Genomic DNA, 18625 nt, shown 5'->3' with positions numbered 1-18625 from the left:
TTTTTTCCGTTCTTGTTGCGGGTTCCGACATGGAGGAGCCCATTGCCGATATCCTTCGCGGCGTACTCGACGGGCATGTGGTGCTAGAGCGCAGCATTGCCGAACGCGGGCGTTTTCCGGCCATTGATCTGCTGCGGTCGGTATCCCGTTCGCTGCCCGCGGCGGCAACGGCCCCTGAAAACGCCCTGATCGCACAGGCCCGGCGCCTGCTTGGTGCCTATGACCGCGCTGAAATGATGATCCAGGCAGGGCTTTACACCGCTGGCTCTGACCCGCTGGTCGACGAAGCACTGCGTGTCTGGCCAGCGCTTGATGCGTTTCTGGCCGAGGACGAAACCGGCACGATTGTCGATAGCTTCGCGCAGCTTGCCGAATACCTTGCCCCGGCGGGTTAAAGCCGCAGCGAAAGTGTGCTGCGCGATGCAGCGCCCTGCTGCAAAAGTTGCAACGCAGCCGATTGCGGTGAAACCGACCCGGTGGCGGATTGCGCGCGCAGAAGATACATCTTCACCAGCTTTTCCACATTGACCGGTTCAGCAAATATCGCCGGATCCGAACTGCCGAACATCGCTTCAGCCTTGCGTTGCAGGTTCGAGGCCTGTGCATCGACATCGGTCGCACTGAAGCTTTCGGGAAAGCCGAAGGCCGTGCGCATGACCTCTGCCAGCGGCGGCGAACCTATCACGGAATACCATTTGGTCACCGCACTGGTCGATTTCGCGGCCAGCAACGGCAGTTCACGCTGCGCATGAAGCGCAAGGCGCATCGAATTGTCAGCCTCGCCCACCGCCACTTCGAATTGCCTTTCGCGATACGCGGCCAAAATCTCGTCTGGGAAATCTGCTAACTGGGTGCGCGGCACGGTATGGTCACCAAAGCCGAAAGCGAGCGAAAGCTCGGCATAGCTTTTGTTAGAAAGCCGGTTGGCAAGATCCGCTGAATCAAGAGTGCCTTCCTCAAGCACCTTGCGGATGAAATAACGGTTGTCGATGTCTGCATCGAGGCCGAAGGCACCCAGCGCCACTTTCAGCAGACGCCGGTCGGCAACCAGATCTTCGGCAGTGGTGATGTTTGCGATATTTTCTCGAAAATGGTCTTCGTCGCGCTGCCGGCTTGCAGAGGCGGCAAATGCCGCCTGCTGCGTTTGCAGGGTTCTGCCAAGAAACTTCCACCCGGCATAACCGGATAAAGGAATGACCGGGGCAAAGCTCATCGGTGCCCGGCCGCAGCCATCAGCCGCTCTTCGCGTGGTAGCAGGCTGCGTAGCGCCTTCAGCGCCTGATAGTGCTGATTGTCTAGCACGAAGGCGGTGGCGAGGGTGAGCTGCACGCGGCTGTCATGATCGGTCAAAACCTGACTAAGCTGTTCGATCCCGCGCAGCAGTTGCATCTGCGCATCGTGCGAATCCGCGTCTCCCGATAGCACGAGTTGAGCGATATAGCAGACGCGGCGCACCGGGGTGTTGACCGCTTCTGGGTGGATCGCGTCGCGCAGCCGAAGGATATGCGCGTTGGGTGTCATGATCGCAAGCCGGGATCGGCGCTCACCGTTTTCGATGACCGCGCCGTTGATCAGCACCCTTTCCTTGGGCGCGAGTTTGAGCACAAGACCAGTCATGCGGCGCGCCCGTCTTGCCTGAGACCCCGCATGATGGCGGTGTTGATCTCTACCAGCACGTCGGGGCCAGAATCGCCTGCCAGCACCTTGCGCGTGTGCTTGTCGGTGAACTCGGCCAGATAAAAAATACGCGCGCGAAGCGGGGCAGGCAGTTGATTGCCGGGGTCGGCAACATCTGCGGCAAGCGTGGTCCAAAGCCTGCGGTTTTCATGAAGCGCCTGCGCAAGTGCATTGAAACCGGCATCACCAAGGCTTGCAGCCGCCTTTAGCCGATGTGTGATGCGCGCGAAAATCTCGTATTCGATGCCGCGTGCGGTGCGCGTAGGCTGGCCAGGCGCGGAATAGGCCGTTTTGGCCATGGTTGTCGCGTTCACGGGAAATCCTTCCAGTGGAATGATGCTTCAGATCACGGCTTTGCCGCGTCGGTGAATGGGGGCGCCGCTTTGGGCGCCCCTTTGCTCTTACCTGAACAGCGCTAGGATATTCTGCGGCTGCTGGTTGGCAATCGACAGCGCTTGGATGCCTAGTTGTTGCTGGGTTTGCAGCGCCTGCAACCGCGCAGAGGCTTCCTCCATATCGGCATCGACCAATGAGCTAATCCCGGCCTTCATCGAGTCAGAAAGGTTCGAGATAAACTCTGACTGGATGCTGATGCGTCCCCCGACAGAACCGAACGCCGAGGCCGCATCGACCGCGGTGCCGATCAGTGTTTCGATCGAGGCAAGCGCCGTAGTGGCGTTCGCCGCGCTAGAGACATCGATGGAGGCAAGCGCACCCAACCCGCCCGAGGATGCATTGGAATACTGGCCGCTGACCGATAGGTCGGCAGTTCCATCGTTGGTAAAGACCAGCGTTCCAACCGTGCCGCTGTCATAGTCGACGGTCAGCCCATCAATGCCCAGCGCATCGATCGCGTTCTTCATGCCAACCGAAATCAGGTCGGCAACAGTGTTGTTACCGCTGGCCACGTCGTTTTCCGAAACCGTATAGGATGCTGTCTTGTCCCCAATTCGCATGGTGATCTTGTCGCCGGCCGCCCAAGCGTTCGTACCATCCGCGATGGTGATATCGTCCGAGCCACCGCCCTGATCGAGCGTAAGCACGAAGGTGTCGGCGTCGGTTGAAATCACGCCACCGGTAGAGGCGGAAAACACATTGTTGCTGACATAGCTGCCGGTCGAAAGGTTCTGCGCGGTCACGGAAATCGACGAAGCTGTCACACCACCCGATGCATCACGATCGAGAGACGCCAGAATATCGGCAGAACCTGTTGACCCGTCGACCAGATTCAATCCGTTGAACTGTGCGGCGCCGACCACCGAAGTGATCTGATCCACCAGCGCGTCGATGTCTGTTTGCAGCTTGCCGCGGTCAACGTTATCTTCTTGCGCAGCAACGATTTTTTCCTTCATGCTGGTCAGAAGATCGGTAATGGTTTCAGACGCCTTTCGCGCCACCGCAACGGTCGATTCGCCCAGCGCGAGGCTGTCCGAAATTGCTTTGAATCCCTGCACGTCCGACTCCATGACTTTGGAAATTGCCCAGACCGCGGCGTTGTCCTTGGCCGACGAGATGGATTTGCCAGTGGAGATTTCGGACTGGGTCTTGGCAAGACCGCTGTTGATGCCCCGAAGGGTTTGCAGCGCCACCATGGCGCTGGAGTTCGTCAGAATGCTTGACATGACAAGTCCTTTGCAATCGGTGCTTTGCACCGGGTTTCACACTCCCCGGATCGGGGTAACTTGGGCTTTCGTGCCGGAACGGGCCGGGGCTTTGCCCGGGTGCCGTGCCATCCTTCGGGATGTGCGACAAAACTGCGCCTCAAGTTCTAAGAACTCGCTAAGTGGCGCGGATCATGCGGCTGATATTTGGCGCAATTTTTATAAAACTGCTTACGCGCGCCGCTCTACCTGCGAGCCTCCTGAGGCGATGGTGCGGGCGCGACCAAGCGCGTCATAGCTGTTCAGGCTGCGGCTTGCGCGGGTGATCGTATCCAGACGGCGCTGGGCCGCGCGCACGCCTTTCAGGGCCGCGGCCAGCAGACGCTGGTTTTCTTGCGCGCGGGCGCGAAGATGGTCCAGCGCATCCGCAGGTGCACCGCGCAGATTGCCGATCAGCGCCTCCTTGCGCGTGGCAAGCTCGGCCAAGCCAGAAAACTCGCCAGTGCGAATCGCGTGGCGTTCGACATCAAAGACCTGCTCCAGCAACTCGATGGTTTGCGCGAACTCACTCATCACTTGCTCCGTGCGCAAGCGAGGCGAACATGGCTTCGGCAAGGCCGATGCCGCCCGCTCGCGCCATCTGGCCTGCCTGTTCCTGCCGCAGGAACGAGGCGAACTGTTCTTCACCGACGCCGCCCCCAAAGCTTTCGCTCGTTTGCCCAAGGCCCGCGCTTTCAAGCATCTCGGAAAGAAACATCGACTCCAGCTCGGTCAATGCCATGTGCAGGGCCTCCCTTTCCTGTTTCGCTGGTTGCTGAGGTCGGGCAAAGGCAGAGGGCAGCACGGGGTCAGGCATCCGAAAGCTCCAAATGCAGCAATTTTCCTGAATATGGGCAGAACCGGGTAAAGAAGCGGTAACTTCCCGCTGCCATGGTGCCTGCATCAACGGCAGAAGGTCGTTCAGGTCATGGATATCATCGCAACTCGCGATATCTTTGGCGGTGCCGCTCCCGCCACAGCGGCAAGCCCTGCGGGCGCGGCTGCGCCAGATGGGGCGTTCTCAGCGCTTTTCGCGCTTTTGCCTGCGTCCACCGATGTGTCGGTGCCCGCCCTCGCCCTTCCTGATACCGGCTTTGCGCTACCGCTTCCGGCAGATCCGCCCTTTTCGTCGCCCCAGTCCCCGAACCTGCAGCCTAAGTCGCCACAAGACACGGTCTCCGCACCCGGTGCGGCGACCGCCGGGGCTATGCCCGACGTCGCCCAACCTCGGAACACCGCAACCTCTGCCCCCGCTGTGCCAGACGCCGACTTTGCGCTTCCGCTTCGGGCGGGGTCGCCCGTTTCGCCGCCCCAAGCCCCAGACCCGCCGCCTGCATCGCCGCCTGAGGGCACAGAGCCTTCTGTCGATCAGGCACATGAACCGCGCGCGGCTGAAGCGGCTGAAAAGGGGCCATGCCGTGAAACGGGGCAATCAGACCAGCTATCAGAAGCGGCATCCGCACCATGGCCGGGCACCTCATGTGTGCCTGCCCAAACGATGCCCGCCACAAATGCCCCTCGGGCACCCGAAGCAGCGCCTCTCGGCACCGACGCCGCGATTCCAAGGGCACAGCAGGCGCAAAGCGCGGCAACCGCAACCGCAATCGCAATCGCACCAGCACCAGCACCAGCACCAGCACCAGCACCAGCACCAGCACCAGCACCAGCACCAGCACCAGCACCAGCACCAGCACCAGCACCAGCACCAGCACCAGCACCAGAAGGGGCCGTTTTCGGCACCGCTTCACAAGCCCAATCCGTCGGGCGCACCGCTACGGCTTCGCGCCCCATTTCCGACAAGAATGTGCAACACATTGAAGTTGCGCCTGAAAATCGCCACGCCGACCCGATGCCACCCAAGCGCGCGCCTGCGGCAGAAATGCAAGAGGCGCAACCACAGCTGGCCGCCAAGCCCATGCAAACGGCAAAGGTCCCAAGCGCGACGCCAGCGATTGGCACCGCGCCCGCGCACGCCACGCCAGACCCGGCACAGTGGCCCGCACCGGCTCCAATGACAGTTCCAACTCGACCACGCGAACTCGGCAAACAGCCCGGGCCAGACCAGTTGGCACAAGCAACCGCGGCCACCAAAACGCCGGCAATAGCCGGTCTTACCGCAAGCGGACCTGCTACGAATGCGCCCGCAGTTGCCGCGCCTGATGCTTCGCTTATCGCCGCGAAAAGCGCAGGCCAGCCACGCGACCCCCAACACCAGAGCCGGGTTGAAGCGCAAACCACCGCACCCGACAGCACCGAACCGCATATCGATGCTCGCACCAAGCCCGTTGCGCGCGAGGAATCAACGCCCGCAGTGCGCTCTTTCCGCGATGCCGGGACCACCGCGCCCGGCCTACCCGCCGCAGTGTTTGCCGCAGCATCACCTGCGCCGGTAGACCTTATCACCCCCCCCGCCCAGCCAGCGTCAGCTGCAATGACGATCGATTTGTCACGCGCGGTCGCAGATATTCCACCGACCCCGAGTGTTCCAGCCCCGCCCAACACTGGCGAAGTTGACACGCCCAAAACGCATTTGCATGTCGGGCGCGGCGCATATGAAATGGAAACTCCCGCCCCGGATTCCTTGGGCACAAGCGGCGGCGGCACGCCCGCCAATTCGGCATCGCCTGCGCCGCCTGATACTCGCAACGCATTGCCGCTGGCTGATTTAGCGACGCCGCGCGATGCCATCCCGAAGGTTCAGGCCGAGCCAGCGCATCTTGCCAAGCTCGCACCATCACCAGCGGCCCCAGGCCGTGACGCACCGCCCGAATCCGGCGCGCGGGTTCATTTCGAAAGCACCGCGCTAACGCCCGACCAAACTGCCCGCCACGGCATCGACCCCGAGATCGGCGTGCAGCCTGCACTTCCGGGCAGCAGCGAAAAACCTGCCGCCGGCACCTTCGCGCCACCCCTACAAAGCGCCGAAACCGGCGCGGCGGTGGTGCGCCAAATCATAGCCTCGGTCGCGCAAAGCACCGAGCGGGTTGTAGAGGTATCGCTTGCACCGGAAGAGCTTGGTCGCCTGCGCATGACCCTCACCACGGTCGAACACGGCGTATCAGTTGCAATGCAGGCCGAACGGCCGGAAACGCTCGATCTTATCCGCCGCCATATCGACCAGCTCGCGCGCGATTTTCGCGACCTTGGCTATTCCAACATCAGCTTCAGTTTCGGCGACCGACCGCAGCACCACCAGCAGCACGCCGAGTCGCCCGCGCCAACCGCCCCCCAGCCGCAAGAGCCGCAGGCACAGGCCGCCCGCTCCGCGACCAGTATCGGTGCAACACACGCGCAACCCTTATCATCCGCCTCTGGCGGACTTGACCTAAGGCTCTGAAAGGAAATCAGAATGGTATACGCCGTGAATGGCCAATCCTCGGGCAGCAGTGGCAGCACCGCTCAGTCATCCGACAGCGCGACGGTGAACAGTGATTATCAGACCTTTCTGATGATGCTGACCACGCAAATGCAAAACCAAGACCCGCTCAACCCGATCGAAAGCTCTGATTACGCGGTGCAACTGGCTACCTTTTCGGGTGTCGAACAGCAGGTCAAAAGCAACCAGTTGCTCGAATCGCTCTCGGCGCAAATGGGTCTTTTGGGCATGGCGCAATTTGCAAGCTGGGTGGGAATGGAGGCGCGCACCGCAGCGCCGGTGCAATTCGATGGCGCAACTCCTGTGACGCTCTCGCCAAACCCGCCCGCCAAGGCCGACCGCACCATTTTGGTCACCCTAAACTCTATCGGGCAAGAGGTGGCGCGCACCGAAATCGCGGTATCCTCGGATCCGATCAACTGGACCGGGCAGGACAGCACGGGCGATGCCTTCATGCCGGGGCAATACAGCTTTTATCTTGAAAGCTACGACGCCAGCGGCACCATGATTTCAAATGACATGGTCGAGGTCTATTCGCGCATCACCGAGGCGCGCGGCGGCGCAAACGGCACCACCCTAGTTCTGGCAGGTGGGGCAACCGTTGGCGCAGACGAGATCACGGCGTTGCGCGCCGCGCCTGCTGCGAACTAGGCCAGCGCCACCAGCAACAGCGCAAGAACACCAACCAGCGTGCCACCTGCGGCAAACAGCGCCACATCGCGCGCGCGCCGAGGTTCAGGTGGCGGTTTTTGCGGCGCGGCCTGCTGTTGCAACATGTTTTCGACAATGCCCGGCAATTTCGGCCCGAACCGCGCAAGCACGCGCGCGCTGCGCGCAAGGTCGCGTGCCATGGCGCGCGGACCGAGGTTCTGGCGGATGTATGTGGCGACCACTGGCTTGGCCACCTCCCACATGTTGAGCGATGGGTTCAGCGAGCGTGCGACCCCCTCGACCACCACCATCGTGCGTTGCAACAGAATCAGTTCGGTGCGCGTTTGCATGCCGAACCGTTCTGTGACTTCAAAAAGATAGGCAAGCAATCGCGCCATCGAAATGTTGCTTGCCTGCATACCGAAGATCGGTTCGCCCACCGCGCGCAGGGCACGTGCGAAATCGTCAACCGAACGGTCGCGCGGCACATAGCCTGCCTCGAAATGCACCTCGGCCACGCGCCGGTAATCCTTGCGGATAAAGCCCATCAGGATTTCGGCGTAGACGCGGCGCGAATATTCGTCGATCTGGCCCATGATGCCGAAATCATAGGCAATGATGTCACCGTTGGCCGCCACCTTCAGGTTGCCCTGATGCATGTCGGCATGAAAATACCCATCGCGCAGCGCATGGCTGAGAAATAGCTGAAGCACCCTCCCGGAAAGTTCTGCAAGGTCATGCCCGGCGGCCCGCAACCCTTCGATATCGCCCATCGCGATACCATCGACCCAATCGAGCGTCATCACTCGGCGCGCAGACAGATCCCAATGTGGGCGGGGTGCGGCAAAACCCAAATCCTCGGCGGTATTGGCGCAAAACTCAAGCGCCGCCGCGGCTTCCATCCGCAGATCAAGCTCGCCCAGCACCACGCTTTCGAAATGCGCGACCACGTCCGAAGGGCGCAGGCGGCGCGACGAGGGCGAGATGAACTCGATCATCCTTGCGGCAAAGTGGAAAGCGTCGAGGTCTTTCTGGAACGCCCGCTCGATGCCGGGGCGAAGTATCTTGACCGCCACCTTCACGCCGGTATCGACGCGCCGCGCGGCATGGACCTGTGCGATCGAGGCGGCAGCGACAGGCTCGGAAAACTCTGAAAAGATCGCGTCCACAGGCCGGCCCAGCTCGGACGCGATCGAAGCCTTGGCCTCGGCCACTGAAAACGGCGGCAGGCGGTCTTGCAGCACCATAAGCTGCTCGGCCAGCTCTACGCCCACGACATCTGGGCGGGTTGAAAGCACCTGCCCGAACTTGATGTAGGCAGGGCCAAGCGCCGTTAGCGCGCGGGTAATCGGCGGCAGCGCCGGGTCACCCTTTAGGCCCAGCCACGCAAAGGGCCAGCCCAGCACGCGCGCCAGCAACCGCAGCCGCGGCGGCACTTCCAACGCTTCGAGTGCCAGCTTCATCGCGCCGGTTCGCTCGAAAGTGGCGCCGGTGATGATCAGCCGCCAAAGGTTGTGCGGGCCCCGCATCCTAGAGCTTCCAACCCGAATGGAGCGCGGCAATGCCCATGCTCAGATTGCGGTATTTCACTTGTTCAAAACCCGCCGCGCGGATCATGCGCGCAAAGCTCTCCTGATCGGGGAACTTGCGGATCGATTCGACAAGGTACTGATAGCTTGCCCTGTCATTGGCGACGAGTTCGCCCAAAACCGGGATCACGTTGAACGAATAGCGGTCATAGGCCCATTGCAGCGCCGGGTTCGGCAACTGGCTGAACTCAAGCACCATCAGCCGCCCACCGGGGCGCAGCACGCGGAACGCCTCTGACAGCACATCCTGAATACGCGTGACGTTGCGGATGCCGAAACTCATGGTGAAAACATCATAGAAATTGTCGGCAAACGGCAGCGCCATTGCATCGGCCACGACCCATTCCAGCCGACTGGCTAGGTTTTCGGCCTCGGCCCGCTTCTGACCCTCCAGCAACATGCTTTCGGTCATATCGCAGACGGTCGCCGTGGCCCCCGGTGCACGACCAAGAAACCGAAAGGCAACATCGCCGGTGCCGCCCGCCATATCGAGCAGTCTCTGCCCCGCGCGCGGTGCCAGCCAATCCATCATCGCGTCTTTCCAAAGCCGGTGGATACCAAGGCTCATCAAGTCGTTCATGATGTCGTATTTTGAAGCAACGCGGGTGAATACCCCGTGCACCATTCCGGCCTTCTCGCCCTCGCTGACGGTTTGAAAGCCAAAATGCGTGGTGTTCTGGGTGTTTTCGGTCATGGGCCTTGCCGATCCTGAATGCTGCCCCCCTTATAGGCGGCACAGCGGCCAAGACAATGCGGCAACGCGAGGAAGAGCCATGCCGGAACTGCCCGAAGTGGAAACCGTGCGCCGTGGTCTTGCACCGGCGATGGAAGGCCACGTGATCGAGCGGGCCGAGATTCGGCGCCCCGATCTGCGCTGGCCGCTGCCTGCGCGCATGGCCGAACGGTTGCAAGGCGCACGCGTTATAATGCTCCGCAGGCGGTCTAAATATCTGCTGGCAGACCTTTCCAGCGGCGAATCGCTTTTGATTCACCTTGGCATGTCTGGGCGGATGTTGGTCTCCGGCACCATGCCGGGCAATTTTCACCATCCTCACCCCGCCGCGCAAAAGCATGACCATGTGGTGCTGCATATGGACGCAGGCGCGCGCGTCACCTTTAACGACGCCCGCCGATTTGGTGCGATGGACCTGATGGCGACCGATGCGGCAGCCAGCCACTGGCTGTTGCGAGACATCGGGCCAGAGCCATTTGGCAACGAGTTTGATGAAGACTACCTCGTGGCGCGCCTGAAAGGGCGCGCATCCCCGATCAAGACGGCGCTGCTGGATCAGCGCGTCGTGGCGGGTCTTGGCAATATTTATGCAAGCGAGGTGCTGCACCGCGCGGCCATCGACCCACGGCGCGCGGCAGGTCGGATCAGCGCGGCGCGCGTGGCCGCGTTGGTGCCGATCATCCGTCAGGTATTGTCCGAAGCGATCGAGGCGGGTGGATCAAGCCTGCGCGATCACCGCCAGACCGACGGCGAGCTAGGTTATTTTCAACACGTTTTCCGGGTCTATGACCGCGAGGGGGCACCCTGCCCGCGCCCCGGTTGCAACGGCACCATCCGGCGCATCACGCAGGGGGGCCGGTCAAGCTACCTCTGCCCCTCTTGCCAGAGATAGCTTGATAATCGCCACCTGAGTGTTAGGAGTCGCCTCCGAACTTCAGTAAAGGGGCGCGCAATGGCCTACCAAACCCTGATCGTCGAGATTGAAGACAACGTGGCCCTGATCCGGCTCAATCGCCCCGAGGCGCTCAATGCGCTCAACGCGCAGCTTCTGAACGAACTCGCAGAGGTGCTGAAAGCCGCAGACAAGAATGACAAGGTGCGCTGCATCGTCCTTACCGGCTCGGAAAAGGCATTTGCGGCGGGTGCCGACATCAAGGAAATGTCCGAAAAGTCGTTTGTCGACATGTTCACCTCGGATTATTTCGGCACGCAGACCGATGATCTCTTGCGCGTGCGCAAACCGATCATCGCCGCGGTCTCGGGCTATGCGCTCGGCGGCGGCTGCGAGCTGGCGATGATGTGCGATTTCATCATCGCATCCGAAACCGCCAAGTTCGGGCAGCCCGAAATCAACCTCGGCGTGGTGGCAGGCATCGGTGGCACGCAGCGGCTAACCCGATTCGTCGGCAAGTCGAAATCGATGGACATGCATCTGACCGGCCGCTTCATGGACGCCGCAGAAGCAGAACGTTCAGGCCTCGTCAGCCGCGTTGTGCCCGTGGGCAAGCTGATTCCCGAGGCGATGGATGCCGCACGCAAGATCGCCGCGAAGTCTGCGCTAAGCGCGATGGTGGTGAAAGAATCGGTCAACCGCGCCTACGAGACCACCTTGCGCGAAGGCATCCTTTATGAGCGGCGCGTGTTCCACGCGTTGTTCGCTACCGAAGACCAGAAAGAAGGCATGAACGCCTTTCTTGAGAAGCGCCAACCGCAATTCCGCGACCGCTAGGTGTTTTTCTCGCCCCGCCCAGTTGACTTGCTCATGAGTCGCGCATAGAAGCGCGGCTTCAGGATTACCTACCGAAATCGGAACATCGACACATGGCCAATACGCCCCAATCCAAGAAGCGCGCACGCCAGAACGAGCGCCGCAACGATGTCAACAAAGCGCGCCGTTCGCGGATTCGCACTTTCTTGCGCAAGGTTGAAGAAGCGCTCGCCTCTGGCAGTGCAGACGCCGCTGTTACCGCGCTGCGCGCGGCGGAGCCGGAGTTGGCACGTGGTGTCACCAAAGGCGTGCTTCACAAGAACACCCTGGCGCGCAAAATGTCGCGCCTGAACGCCCGCGCAAAAGCGCTGGCTGTCTGATCTAAAAGTACAAACTGTTCGGCAAAGGGCGCACCTTCGGGTAGCGCCCTTTTGTATTTTGTTTAAAAACAATGACTTACGAAAACTGTGTCACGCGAGACAGATTCGCTGCGACATTTCTGAGTCAAGCTCGAAGTTTGGTTGCGTGGCCCGCTTCCGAGTTGCTAGCGTAGTCCTTGCGATTCACGTTGTCTGGGGGACATGACGCATTGCACGACCCACGGCCTTTGGGCCGCTGGTCAGACTGCCGTATACAAGGCAGCGTAATGCGAATGGCAAGGTCGGCATTTGCGCCGAATTGCTTTAAGGGCTGTTGACTACAGGCGTTTCTGTAGCCGAAGTTTCATGTCTTTCGTCTTACCGCCACTGAGGCGGAAGGGTTTGGGGTGCTGGCCCCGACTTAACCTTTCCGAATTGGTGCGTTGTTTGGCGATTCCTACCGGCGTCGAAGTCGCGAGCGATTACGCTGCGGGGATGGCCGAATGATTGGCGACTATTGGGAAAAGACACGGGGCGAGCTTTTCCGCGTTTTGGGTGCGAACAACTTTTCTTGCTGGATCGAGCCGCTCGCGCTTGTGGCGCTTGATGATTCTATTGCTGCGATCGAGGCACCCACGCGATTCATGTGCGACTGGGTTTCGCGCAACTACTCGGAACATATCTTGCGAGAACTGAACGCCTCCGGTGCCAAGGCGCTGCGGCTTGATCTGCGCGTGGCCGAACGGCGAGCGGCCACCCCGATCGCCGCGCCGGCTGCCGCTGCTGCGCCCGCAATTGAGGTGCAGCCGCGCCGCGCCGCGCGCTCGGGCGACGGAGAGTTGCTTGGCGCGCCGCTTGATGCGCGCTTCACATTCGACAGTTTCGTTGTCGGCAAACCCAACGAGCTTGCACATGCCGCAGCACGCAGGGTGGCCGAAGGCGGGCCGGTAACCTTCAATCCGCTGTTTCTTTATGGCGGCGTCGGTTTGGGCAAGACCCACCTCATGCACGCCATTGCGCATGAGCTGAGCACCCAGCAGCCAGGCTTGCGCGTGCTGTATCTTTCGGCTGAACAGTTCATGTATCGCTTTGTTTTGGCGCTGCGCGAACGTCAAATCATGGATTTTAAAGAACTTTTCCGCTCTGTCGATGTGCTGATGGTCGATGATGTGCAGTTCATTGCGGGAAAAGACAGCACGCAAGACGAGTTCTTCCACACGTTCAACGCACTGGTAGATCAGCGCAAACAGATCGTGATTTCCGCCGACCGCGCGCCCGGCGAAATCAAGGACCTCGAAGATCGAATCAAAAGCCGCCTGCAATGCGGACTAGTGGTCGATCTGCACCCGGCCGACTACGAACTTCGGCTTGGTATCCTGCAAAGCAAGGCCGAGAACTATCGTAGCCAATATCCCGGCCTTGTGCTTGCCGATGGCGTGCTGGAGTTTCTGGCGCATCGCATCACCACAAACGTGCGGGTGCTGGAAGGCGCGCTGACGCGACTTTTTGCCTTTGCCAGCCTCGTAGGACGCGAAATCACACTCGATCTGGCGCAAGAATGTCTGTCGGACATCTTGCGCGCGTCGGACCGCAAGGTTTCGATCGAGGAAATCCAGCGCAAGGTGGCCGAGCACTATAACGTGCGCCTGTCGGATCTGATCGGCCCAAAGCGGGTGCGCACGATTGCGCGTCCGCGCCAGATCGCGATGTATCTGGCCAAACAGATGACCACCCGCAGCTTGCCAGAGATCGGGCGACGCTTCGGCGGGCGCGATCACACGACCATCATGCACGGCATCCGCAAGGTTGAAGAGCTGAAGGGCGCAGACAATCAAATGGCCGAAGACATCGACCTTTTGCGCCGCTTGCTGGAGGCATGACGCTACGAGGCCTTGACGGGCCGTCGATGGCGTGGACAAGTCTTTAAAAATCTTGAGCCTGCGCGGAAAACTGATAGTTTTCCGCTCCCGGCAGCCTTTGGGGGTAAAACATGAAGATCAGCATCGAACGCGCGGCACTGCTGAAAGCGGTCGCACAGGCGCAGTCGGTCGTGGAACGACGCAACACGATCCCGATTCTTGCAAACGTGCTGATCGAGGCAGAGGGTGCCACCGCGTCCTTCCGCGCCACCGATCTTGACATCGAGGTGGTGGATCGCGCGCCCGCCATGGTCGAGCGTGCCGGGGCGACCACGGTTTCGGCGGTGATGCTGCATGAGATCGTGCGCAAACTGCCCGACGGTGCTTTGGTCAGCCTTGCCGATGATCCGGCAACGGGTCGGCTTTCCGTGCAGGCGGGACGCTCGCACTTCAACCTTGCGACGCTGCCGCGCGAAGATTTCCCGGTAATGACTACCACGGAATACAGCGCCAATTTTTCCGCCCCCGCGCCGATGCTGCGGCGGCTGTTCGACAAGTCGAAGTTCGCGATTTCAACCGAAGAGACGCGCTACTATCTGAACGGCGTCTACATGCATGTATCGCAGGGCGATTCCGGCCCGGTGCTGCGCTGTGTGGCCACCGACGGCCACCGCCTCGCCCGCATTGATGCACCACTGCCCGAGGGTGCTGCGGGGATGCCGGGCGTGATCGTGCCGCGCAAGACCGTGGGCGAAATGCGCAAGCTTTTGGAAGACGACGAGGCGGTCATCGCGGTTTCGGTTTCCGAAACCAAGGTGCGCTTTGCCACGCCGACGATCACCCTGACCTCGAAGGTGATCGACGGCACCTTCCCCGACTACACGCGCGTCATTCCGGTGGGCAACACGCGGCGGCTGGAAGTTGACGCGGCAGAGTTTGCCCGCGCCGTGGATCGGGTGGCGACGGTTTCGTCGGAACGCTCGCGCGCGGTGAAGCTGAGCCTTGATGAAGACCGTTTGGTGCTTTCAGTGAACGCGCCCGATGCGGGTGCCGCCGAGGAAGAACTCGCGGTGGCCTATTCGGACGATCGGCTCGAGATCGGGTTCAACGCAAAGTATCTGCTGGAAATCGCCAGCCAGGTAGACCGCGAGAACGCGGTATTCCTGTTCAACTCGTCGGGTGACCCTACCTTGATGCGCGAGGGCAACGATACCTCGGCGGTCTATGTTGTGATGCCGATGCGGGTCTGACCGGGCTTCGCCCGGTGCCTGCGGCGCGGATATTTTGCCTGAAGCAGGGGGAAGTGCCGTGCTGACCCGGCTGACGCTGTTGCAGTTTCGATCACACTCGCAACTGGATTTGGCGCTCGATGGGCGGCCAGTGGCGATTTACGGGCCAAACGGGGCAGGCAAAACCAATATTCTGGAAGCAGTGTCGATGCTGTCGCCGGGGCGCGGCTTGCGGCGTGCTGGCGCGGACGAATTGGCGCGGCGGCCGGGTGAGTTGGGCTGGAAGATCCGCGCCGAGCTGGCGGTGGCGGGCGGGGTTGGGCATGAGGTAGAGACTTTCGCGGCACCGGGTGGGGCGCGCGAGGTATTGGTTGACGGCAAGTCTGTGGCGCAGGTGGCGCTGGGGCGGCTGATGCGGGTGCTTTGGCTGGTGCCTGCGATGGACCGGCTGTGGATTGAGGCACCGGAGGGGCGGCGGCGATTTCTGGACCGGCTGACGATGGCGTTTCGGCCGGGCCATGCAGAGGATGTGCTTGCCTATGAAAAAGCGATGCGCGAGCGGAACCGGCTTTTGAAAGACATGGTGCGCGATCCGGTCTGGTATGGGGCGCTGGAGGCGCAGATGGCGGGTGCGGGTGCTGCGATCAATGAAAACCGGGCGGCGGCCCTAGCGCGGATCATGGCGGCGCAGCAAGGGGCTGCGACGGCCTTTCCTGCACCCGATCTGGCGCTTGAAGGCGAGGGACCGGCAGATCTTGGCGCGGCGCTGGCCGAGGGGCGGGCGCGGGACATGGCGGCGGGGCGCACGTTGGAGGGGCCGCATCGGGCCGATCTGATCGCGCATCATGCGGCCAAGGCGATGCCTGCGGCGCAGGCCTCGACGGGCGAGCAGAAGGCGCTGCTGATTTCGGTGATTCTGGCGAATGCGCGGGCCTTGGCGGAGGATACGGGCAGCCCGCCCGTGCTTTTGCTGGATGAGGTGGCCGCGCATCTGGATGCGGGGCGCAGGGCGGCGCTGTTTGACGAGATTTGCGCGCTTGGGGTGCAGGCCTTCATGACCGGCACCGGGGCCGAGCTTTTTGCCGAGCTTGGGGGGCGGGCGCAGCAGATCGAGCTGCGCGAGGGTGCGGGAGTGGTGGTGGCTTCGCCTTAGCTTAACACGCGTGTTAAAGTAGCTATATCGCGGTTTTTATTTTATAATATTGACTACTTTAACGCTTTGGAAAGGTTTGATGCGCGTTCGTGGAGCAGGGGGGAGCATGACTCCGCAGCGGGTAACACTGATCACGCTTGGCGTGGATGATCTGAAGCGATCGCGGGCCTTTTATGAAGCCTGGGGCTGGCAGGTTGCATCGGCGCAGGACGGGGTGGTGTTCTTTCAGATGTTGGGCGCGGTGCTGGGGCTGTTTGGGCGTGATGATCTTGCCGCCGATCAGGGCAGGCCGGGAACGGCGCTTGGCACGGGTGCGATGACGTTGGCGCAAAACTTTGCCACCAAGGCCGAGGTGGACGCGGCCTTTGCCTGCGCACTGGCCGCCGGGGCGCGCGAACTCAAGGCCCCGCGAGAGGTTTTCTGGGGTGGGTATTCGGGCTATTTCGCCGACCCCGACGGACATGTGTGGGAACTTGCGATGAACCCGTTTTGGCCATTGGCCGAAGATGGCAGCCTGACCTTGCCAGTGGCGGGATAATTGCCCCGCGCGCGTGACAATGCGCCCCCTATCCCCTATAAGCGGGAGGCAAGATCCAAGGTAGGCAGGCATGACCGAAAACGCAGTGACGCCGAGCGAATACGGCGCCGATTCCATCAAGGTCCTCAAAGGGTTGGAGGCGGTTCGCAAACGCCCCGGCATGTATATCGGCGATACCGACGATGGGTCGGGTCTGCACCACATGGTGTATGAGGTGGTTGACAACGGCATCGACGAGGTACTTGCGGGCCATGCCGACTTTGTGACCGTGACGATTCATGCCGATTCATCGGTTTCCGTGCACGATAACGGACGCGGCATTCCCACCGGGATTCATGAGGGCGAGGGCGTTTCGGCGGCCGAAGTTATCATGACCCAATTGCACGCGGGCGGCAAATTCGACCAGAACAGCTACAAGGTTTCGGGCGGTCTGCACGGTGTCGGCGTTTCGGTGGTGAACGCGCTGAGCGAGTGGTTGGAGCTGCGCATCTGGCGCGACGGTAAGGAACATTTCGCCCGCTTCGTGCATGGCGACACGTCGGAGCATCTGCGCGTCGTCGGGCCAGCCGCCGCAGGGCAGCGCGGCACCGAAGTGCGGTTTCTGGCCTCGACCCAGACCTTCACGAACCTCGATTACAGCTTCAAGACGCTTGAAACACGGCTTCGGGAACTGGCGTTTTTGAACTCGGGCGTGCGCATCACGCTGATCGACGAGCGCCCGGTAGAGCCGCTGAAGACCGAGCTTTTCTATGAAGGCGGGGTGCGTGAATATGTGCGCTACCTCGACCGTTCGAAAACCCCGGTGATGTCAGACCCGATCTATATTGTCGGCGAGAAAAACGGCATTTCGGTTGAAGTGGCGATGTGGTGGAATGACAGCTACCACGAAACCGTGTTGCCCTTTACCAACAACATCCCGCAGCGCGACGGCGGCACCCACATGGCGGGGTTTCGCGGTGCGTTGACGCGCACCATCAATGCCTATGCGCAAAGCTCTGGCATCGCCAAGCGCGAGAAGGTTGATTTTACCGGCGATGACGCGCGCGAAGGGCTGACCTGCGTGCTGTCGGTCAAAGTGCCGGACCCGAAGTTTTCCAGCCAGACGAAAGACAAGCTTGTTTCAAGCGAAGTGCGTCCGGCGGTCGAGAACCTGGTGAACGAAAAGCTGAGCGAATGGTTCGAGGAAAACCCCGGCCAAGCCAAGGTTATCGTCGGCAAGATCGTCGAGGCGGCGCTGGCGCGCGAGGCGGCGCGCAAAGCGCGCGACCTGACGCGCCGCAAGACCGCGATGGACGTGGCGAGCCTGCCCGGCAAGTTGGCCGATTGTCAGGAAAAAGACCCGGCGTTGAGCGAAATCTTCATCGTCGAGGGTGACAGCGCCGGCGGCTCGGCCAAGCAGGGGCGGGCACGGAAAAATCAGGCGGTTCTGCCGCTTCGGGGCAAGATCCTGAACGTCGAGCGGGCGCGGTTTGACCGGATGCTGGCCTCGGAAACGGTGGGCACGCTGATTACCGCCCTTGGCACCGGGATCGGGCGCGACGAGTTCAACATCGCGAAATTGCGTTACCACAAGATCATCATCATGACCGATGCCGACGTGGACGGCGCGCATATTCGCACCCTGCTGCTGACCTTCTTTTTCCGGCAGATGCCGCAGGTTATCGAAGGGGGCTTTCTGTATATCGCGCAGCCGCCGCTTTACAAAGTCGCGCGTGGCAAATCAGAGGTTTACCTCAAGGATCAGGCGGCGCTTGAAGATTTTCTGATTCAGCAGGGGATCGAAGGGGCGACGCTGCGGTTGGGCAGCGGCGAGGAAATCGTGGGTGCCGATCTGGCCCGCGTGCTTGATGAGGGCCGCACGGTGCGGCGCATCCTTCAGGCATTCCCGACGCATTACCCGCAGCGGATACTTGAACAATCCGCGATCGCCGGGGCGCTGGTGCCGGGCAGGCTGGATGCCGATGCGCAGGGCGTGGCCAATGCGGTTGCAGCGCGGCTGGACCTTGTTGCGGTGGAATATGAGCGTGGCTGGCAAGGGCGACCCACGCAAGACCACGGGTTGCGCTTTGCCCGGATTCTGCGCGGCGTGGAAGAGGTGCGCACGCTTGACGGG

At 61.5% G+C, this 18625-nt stretch carries 19 protein-coding genes and 1 pseudogene; 11 read left to right on the top strand and 9 right to left on the bottom strand.

What is annotated here, in order from left to right; all coding sequences use genetic code 11:
- Positions 1 to 395: pseudogene (gene fliI / locus ABY403_RS03390) on the top strand (flagellum-specific ATP synthase FliI); the annotation flags it as partial.
- Here the strand turns inward: fliI and ABY403_RS03385 are convergent.
- The 7 genes from ABY403_RS03385 to ABY403_RS03355 form a co-directional block, all read right to left on the bottom strand.
- A complete protein-coding gene (locus ABY403_RS03385) occupies positions 392 to 1213 on the bottom strand; it encodes a DUF1217 domain-containing protein (protein ID WP_372838823.1) in 822 nt (273 codons plus the stop codon). The pseudogene fliI and the gene ABY403_RS03385 overlap by 4 nt on opposite strands.
- Positions 1210 to 1617, bottom strand: coding sequence for a flagellar biosynthesis repressor FlbT (gene flbT / locus ABY403_RS03380; protein ID WP_372838820.1), 408 nt, complete (start codon positions 1615 to 1617; stop codon positions 1210 to 1212). The genes ABY403_RS03385 and flbT overlap by 4 nt, the downstream gene beginning before the upstream one ends.
- Complete coding sequence (gene flaF / locus ABY403_RS03375) at positions 1614 to 1991, bottom strand: flagellar biosynthesis regulator FlaF (protein ID WP_372838817.1); 378 nt, start codon at positions 1989 to 1991, stop codon at positions 1614 to 1616. Before flaF ends, flbT begins: the two co-directional genes overlap by 4 nt.
- A gap of 87 nt (positions 1992 to 2078) precedes the next feature.
- A complete protein-coding gene (locus tag ABY403_RS03370; RefSeq protein WP_372838814.1) occupies positions 2079 to 3299 on the bottom strand; it encodes a flagellin in 1221 nt (406 codons plus the stop codon).
- Between the two features lie 210 nt (positions 3300 to 3509).
- Entirely contained in the window at positions 3510 to 3851 is a 342-nt protein-coding gene (locus tag ABY403_RS03365; protein WP_372838811.1) for a hypothetical protein, read from the bottom strand.
- A complete protein-coding gene (locus ABY403_RS03360; RefSeq protein ID WP_372838810.1) occupies positions 3844 to 4059 on the bottom strand; it encodes a rod-binding protein in 216 nt (71 codons plus the stop codon). Before ABY403_RS03360 ends, ABY403_RS03365 begins: the two co-directional genes overlap by 8 nt.
- A gap of 463 nt (positions 4060 to 4522) precedes the next feature.
- Positions 4523 to 5065 carry a hypothetical protein gene (locus ABY403_RS03355; protein WP_372838807.1) on the bottom strand — a complete coding sequence of 181 codons (543 nt, stop codon included), beginning with the start codon at positions 5063 to 5065 and terminating at the stop codon, positions 4523 to 4525.
- 683 nt (positions 5066 to 5748) lie between these two features.
- Here ABY403_RS03355 and ABY403_RS03350 point away from each other — a divergent pair.
- Together ABY403_RS03350 and ABY403_RS03345 are read left to right on the top strand one after the other, a co-directional pair.
- A complete protein-coding gene (locus ABY403_RS03350) occupies positions 5749 to 6654 on the top strand; it encodes a flagellar hook-length control protein FliK (RefSeq protein ID WP_372838804.1) in 906 nt (301 codons plus the stop codon).
- Between the two features lie 12 nt (positions 6655 to 6666).
- Positions 6667 to 7344 carry a flagellar hook capping FlgD N-terminal domain-containing protein gene (locus ABY403_RS03345; protein ID WP_372838802.1) on the top strand — a complete coding sequence of 226 codons (678 nt, stop codon included), beginning with the start codon at positions 6667 to 6669 and terminating at the stop codon, positions 7342 to 7344.
- On the opposite strand, the gene ubiB is transcribed toward ABY403_RS03345, so the two are convergent.
- Positions 7341 to 8873 (bottom strand): 2-polyprenylphenol 6-hydroxylase, encoded by a 1533-nt coding sequence (gene ubiB, locus ABY403_RS03340; RefSeq protein WP_372838799.1) that lies wholly within the window; start codon positions 8871 to 8873, stop codon positions 7341 to 7343. The genes ABY403_RS03345 and ubiB overlap by 4 nt on opposite strands.
- 1 nt (position 8874) lies before the next feature.
- Positions 8875 to 9627, bottom strand: a complete 753-nt coding sequence (gene ubiE / locus ABY403_RS03335; RefSeq protein ID WP_372838798.1) for a bifunctional demethylmenaquinone methyltransferase/2-methoxy-6-polyprenyl-1,4-benzoquinol methylase UbiE — start codon at positions 9625 to 9627, stop codon at positions 8875 to 8877.
- Between the two features lie 79 nt (positions 9628 to 9706).
- Between ubiE and mutM the strand changes: the two genes are divergently transcribed.
- The 8 genes from mutM to ABY403_RS03295 form a co-directional block, all read left to right on the top strand.
- Positions 9707 to 10558: a bifunctional DNA-formamidopyrimidine glycosylase/DNA-(apurinic or apyrimidinic site) lyase gene (gene mutM / locus ABY403_RS03330; RefSeq protein WP_372838796.1), complete on the top strand. Its 852-nt coding sequence runs from the start codon at positions 9707 to 9709 to the stop codon at positions 10556 to 10558.
- A 60-nt stretch (positions 10559 to 10618) separates the two neighbouring features.
- On the top strand, positions 10619 to 11395 hold the full coding sequence (locus ABY403_RS03325; protein WP_372838794.1) for an enoyl-CoA hydratase: 777 nt from the start codon (positions 10619 to 10621) through the stop codon (positions 11393 to 11395).
- 92 nt (positions 11396 to 11487) lie between these two features.
- Positions 11488 to 11754, top strand: a complete 267-nt coding sequence (rpsT, locus tag ABY403_RS03320; protein ID WP_372838792.1) for a 30S ribosomal protein S20 — start codon at positions 11488 to 11490, stop codon at positions 11752 to 11754.
- Positions 11755 to 12236: 482 nt separating this feature from the next.
- Positions 12237 to 13613, top strand: a complete 1377-nt coding sequence (gene dnaA / locus ABY403_RS03315; protein ID WP_372838789.1) for a chromosomal replication initiator protein DnaA — start codon at positions 12237 to 12239, stop codon at positions 13611 to 13613.
- 110 nt (positions 13614 to 13723) lie between these two features.
- Positions 13724 to 14842: a DNA polymerase III subunit beta gene (dnaN, locus tag ABY403_RS03310; RefSeq protein WP_372838786.1), complete on the top strand. Its 1119-nt coding sequence runs from the start codon at positions 13724 to 13726 to the stop codon at positions 14840 to 14842.
- Positions 14843 to 14900: 58 nt separating this feature from the next.
- The gene (gene recF, locus ABY403_RS03305; RefSeq protein WP_372838783.1) at positions 14901 to 15974 is read left to right on the top strand and encodes a DNA replication/repair protein RecF; all 1074 of its coding nucleotides are present in this window, start codon (positions 14901 to 14903) and stop codon (positions 15972 to 15974) included.
- 106 nt (positions 15975 to 16080) lie between these two features.
- Positions 16081 to 16512, top strand: a complete 432-nt coding sequence (locus ABY403_RS03300) for a VOC family protein (protein ID WP_372838780.1) — start codon at positions 16081 to 16083, stop codon at positions 16510 to 16512.
- Positions 16513 to 16582: 70 nt separating this feature from the next.
- Positions 16583 to 18625: DNA gyrase subunit B (locus ABY403_RS03295; RefSeq protein WP_372838777.1), on the top strand; the 2043-nt coding region annotated here is incomplete at its 3' end.

Origin of the sequence: Phaeovulum sp. (genome assembly GCF_041596715.1) — a bacterium.
Classification (GTDB): domain Bacteria; phylum Pseudomonadota; class Alphaproteobacteria; order Rhodobacterales; family Rhodobacteraceae; genus UBA6213.
Note: the sequence above shows the minus strand (reverse complement) of the source record. Positions and strands in the feature narration are given on the sequence as shown.

Excerpts from the sequence above, each read along its gene's own strand:
- ABY403_RS03385 (WP_372838823.1), bottom strand. The coding sequence starts at position 1,213 with ATGAGCTTTGCCCCGGTCATTCCTTTATCCGGTTATGCCGGGTGGAAG.
- flbT (WP_372838820.1), bottom strand. The coding sequence starts at position 1,617 with ATGACTGGTCTTGTGCTCAAACTCGCGCCCAAGGAAAGGGTGCTGATC.
- ABY403_RS03370 (WP_372838814.1), bottom strand. The coding sequence starts at position 3,299 with ATGTCAAGCATTCTGACGAACTCCAGCGCCATGGTGGCGCTGCAAACC.
- ABY403_RS03365 (WP_372838811.1), bottom strand. The coding sequence starts at position 3,851 with ATGAGTGAGTTCGCGCAAACCATCGAGTTGCTGGAGCAGGTCTTTGAT.
- ABY403_RS03360 (WP_372838810.1), bottom strand. The coding sequence starts at position 4,059 with ATGGCATTGACCGAGCTGGAGTCGATGTTTCTTTCCGAGATGCTTGAA.
- ABY403_RS03350 (WP_372838804.1), top strand. The coding sequence starts at position 5,749 with ATGACGATCGATTTGTCACGCGCGGTCGCAGATATTCCACCGACCCCG.
- ABY403_RS03345 (WP_372838802.1), top strand. The coding sequence starts at position 6,667 with ATGGTATACGCCGTGAATGGCCAATCCTCGGGCAGCAGTGGCAGCACC.
- ubiB (WP_372838799.1), bottom strand. The coding sequence starts at position 8,873 with ATGCGGGGCCCGCACAACCTTTGGCGGCTGATCATCACCGGCGCCACT.
- ubiE (WP_372838798.1), bottom strand. The coding sequence starts at position 9,627 with ATGACCGAAAACACCCAGAACACCACGCATTTTGGCTTTCAAACCGTC.
- mutM (WP_372838796.1), top strand. The coding sequence starts at position 9,707 with ATGCCGGAACTGCCCGAAGTGGAAACCGTGCGCCGTGGTCTTGCACCG.
- ABY403_RS03325 (WP_372838794.1), top strand. The coding sequence starts at position 10,619 with ATGGCCTACCAAACCCTGATCGTCGAGATTGAAGACAACGTGGCCCTG.
- rpsT (WP_372838792.1), top strand. The coding sequence starts at position 11,488 with ATGGCCAATACGCCCCAATCCAAGAAGCGCGCACGCCAGAACGAGCGC.
- dnaA (WP_372838789.1), top strand. The coding sequence starts at position 12,237 with ATGATTGGCGACTATTGGGAAAAGACACGGGGCGAGCTTTTCCGCGTT.
- dnaN (WP_372838786.1), top strand. The coding sequence starts at position 13,724 with ATGAAGATCAGCATCGAACGCGCGGCACTGCTGAAAGCGGTCGCACAG.
- ABY403_RS03300 (WP_372838780.1), top strand. The coding sequence starts at position 16,081 with ATGACTCCGCAGCGGGTAACACTGATCACGCTTGGCGTGGATGATCTG.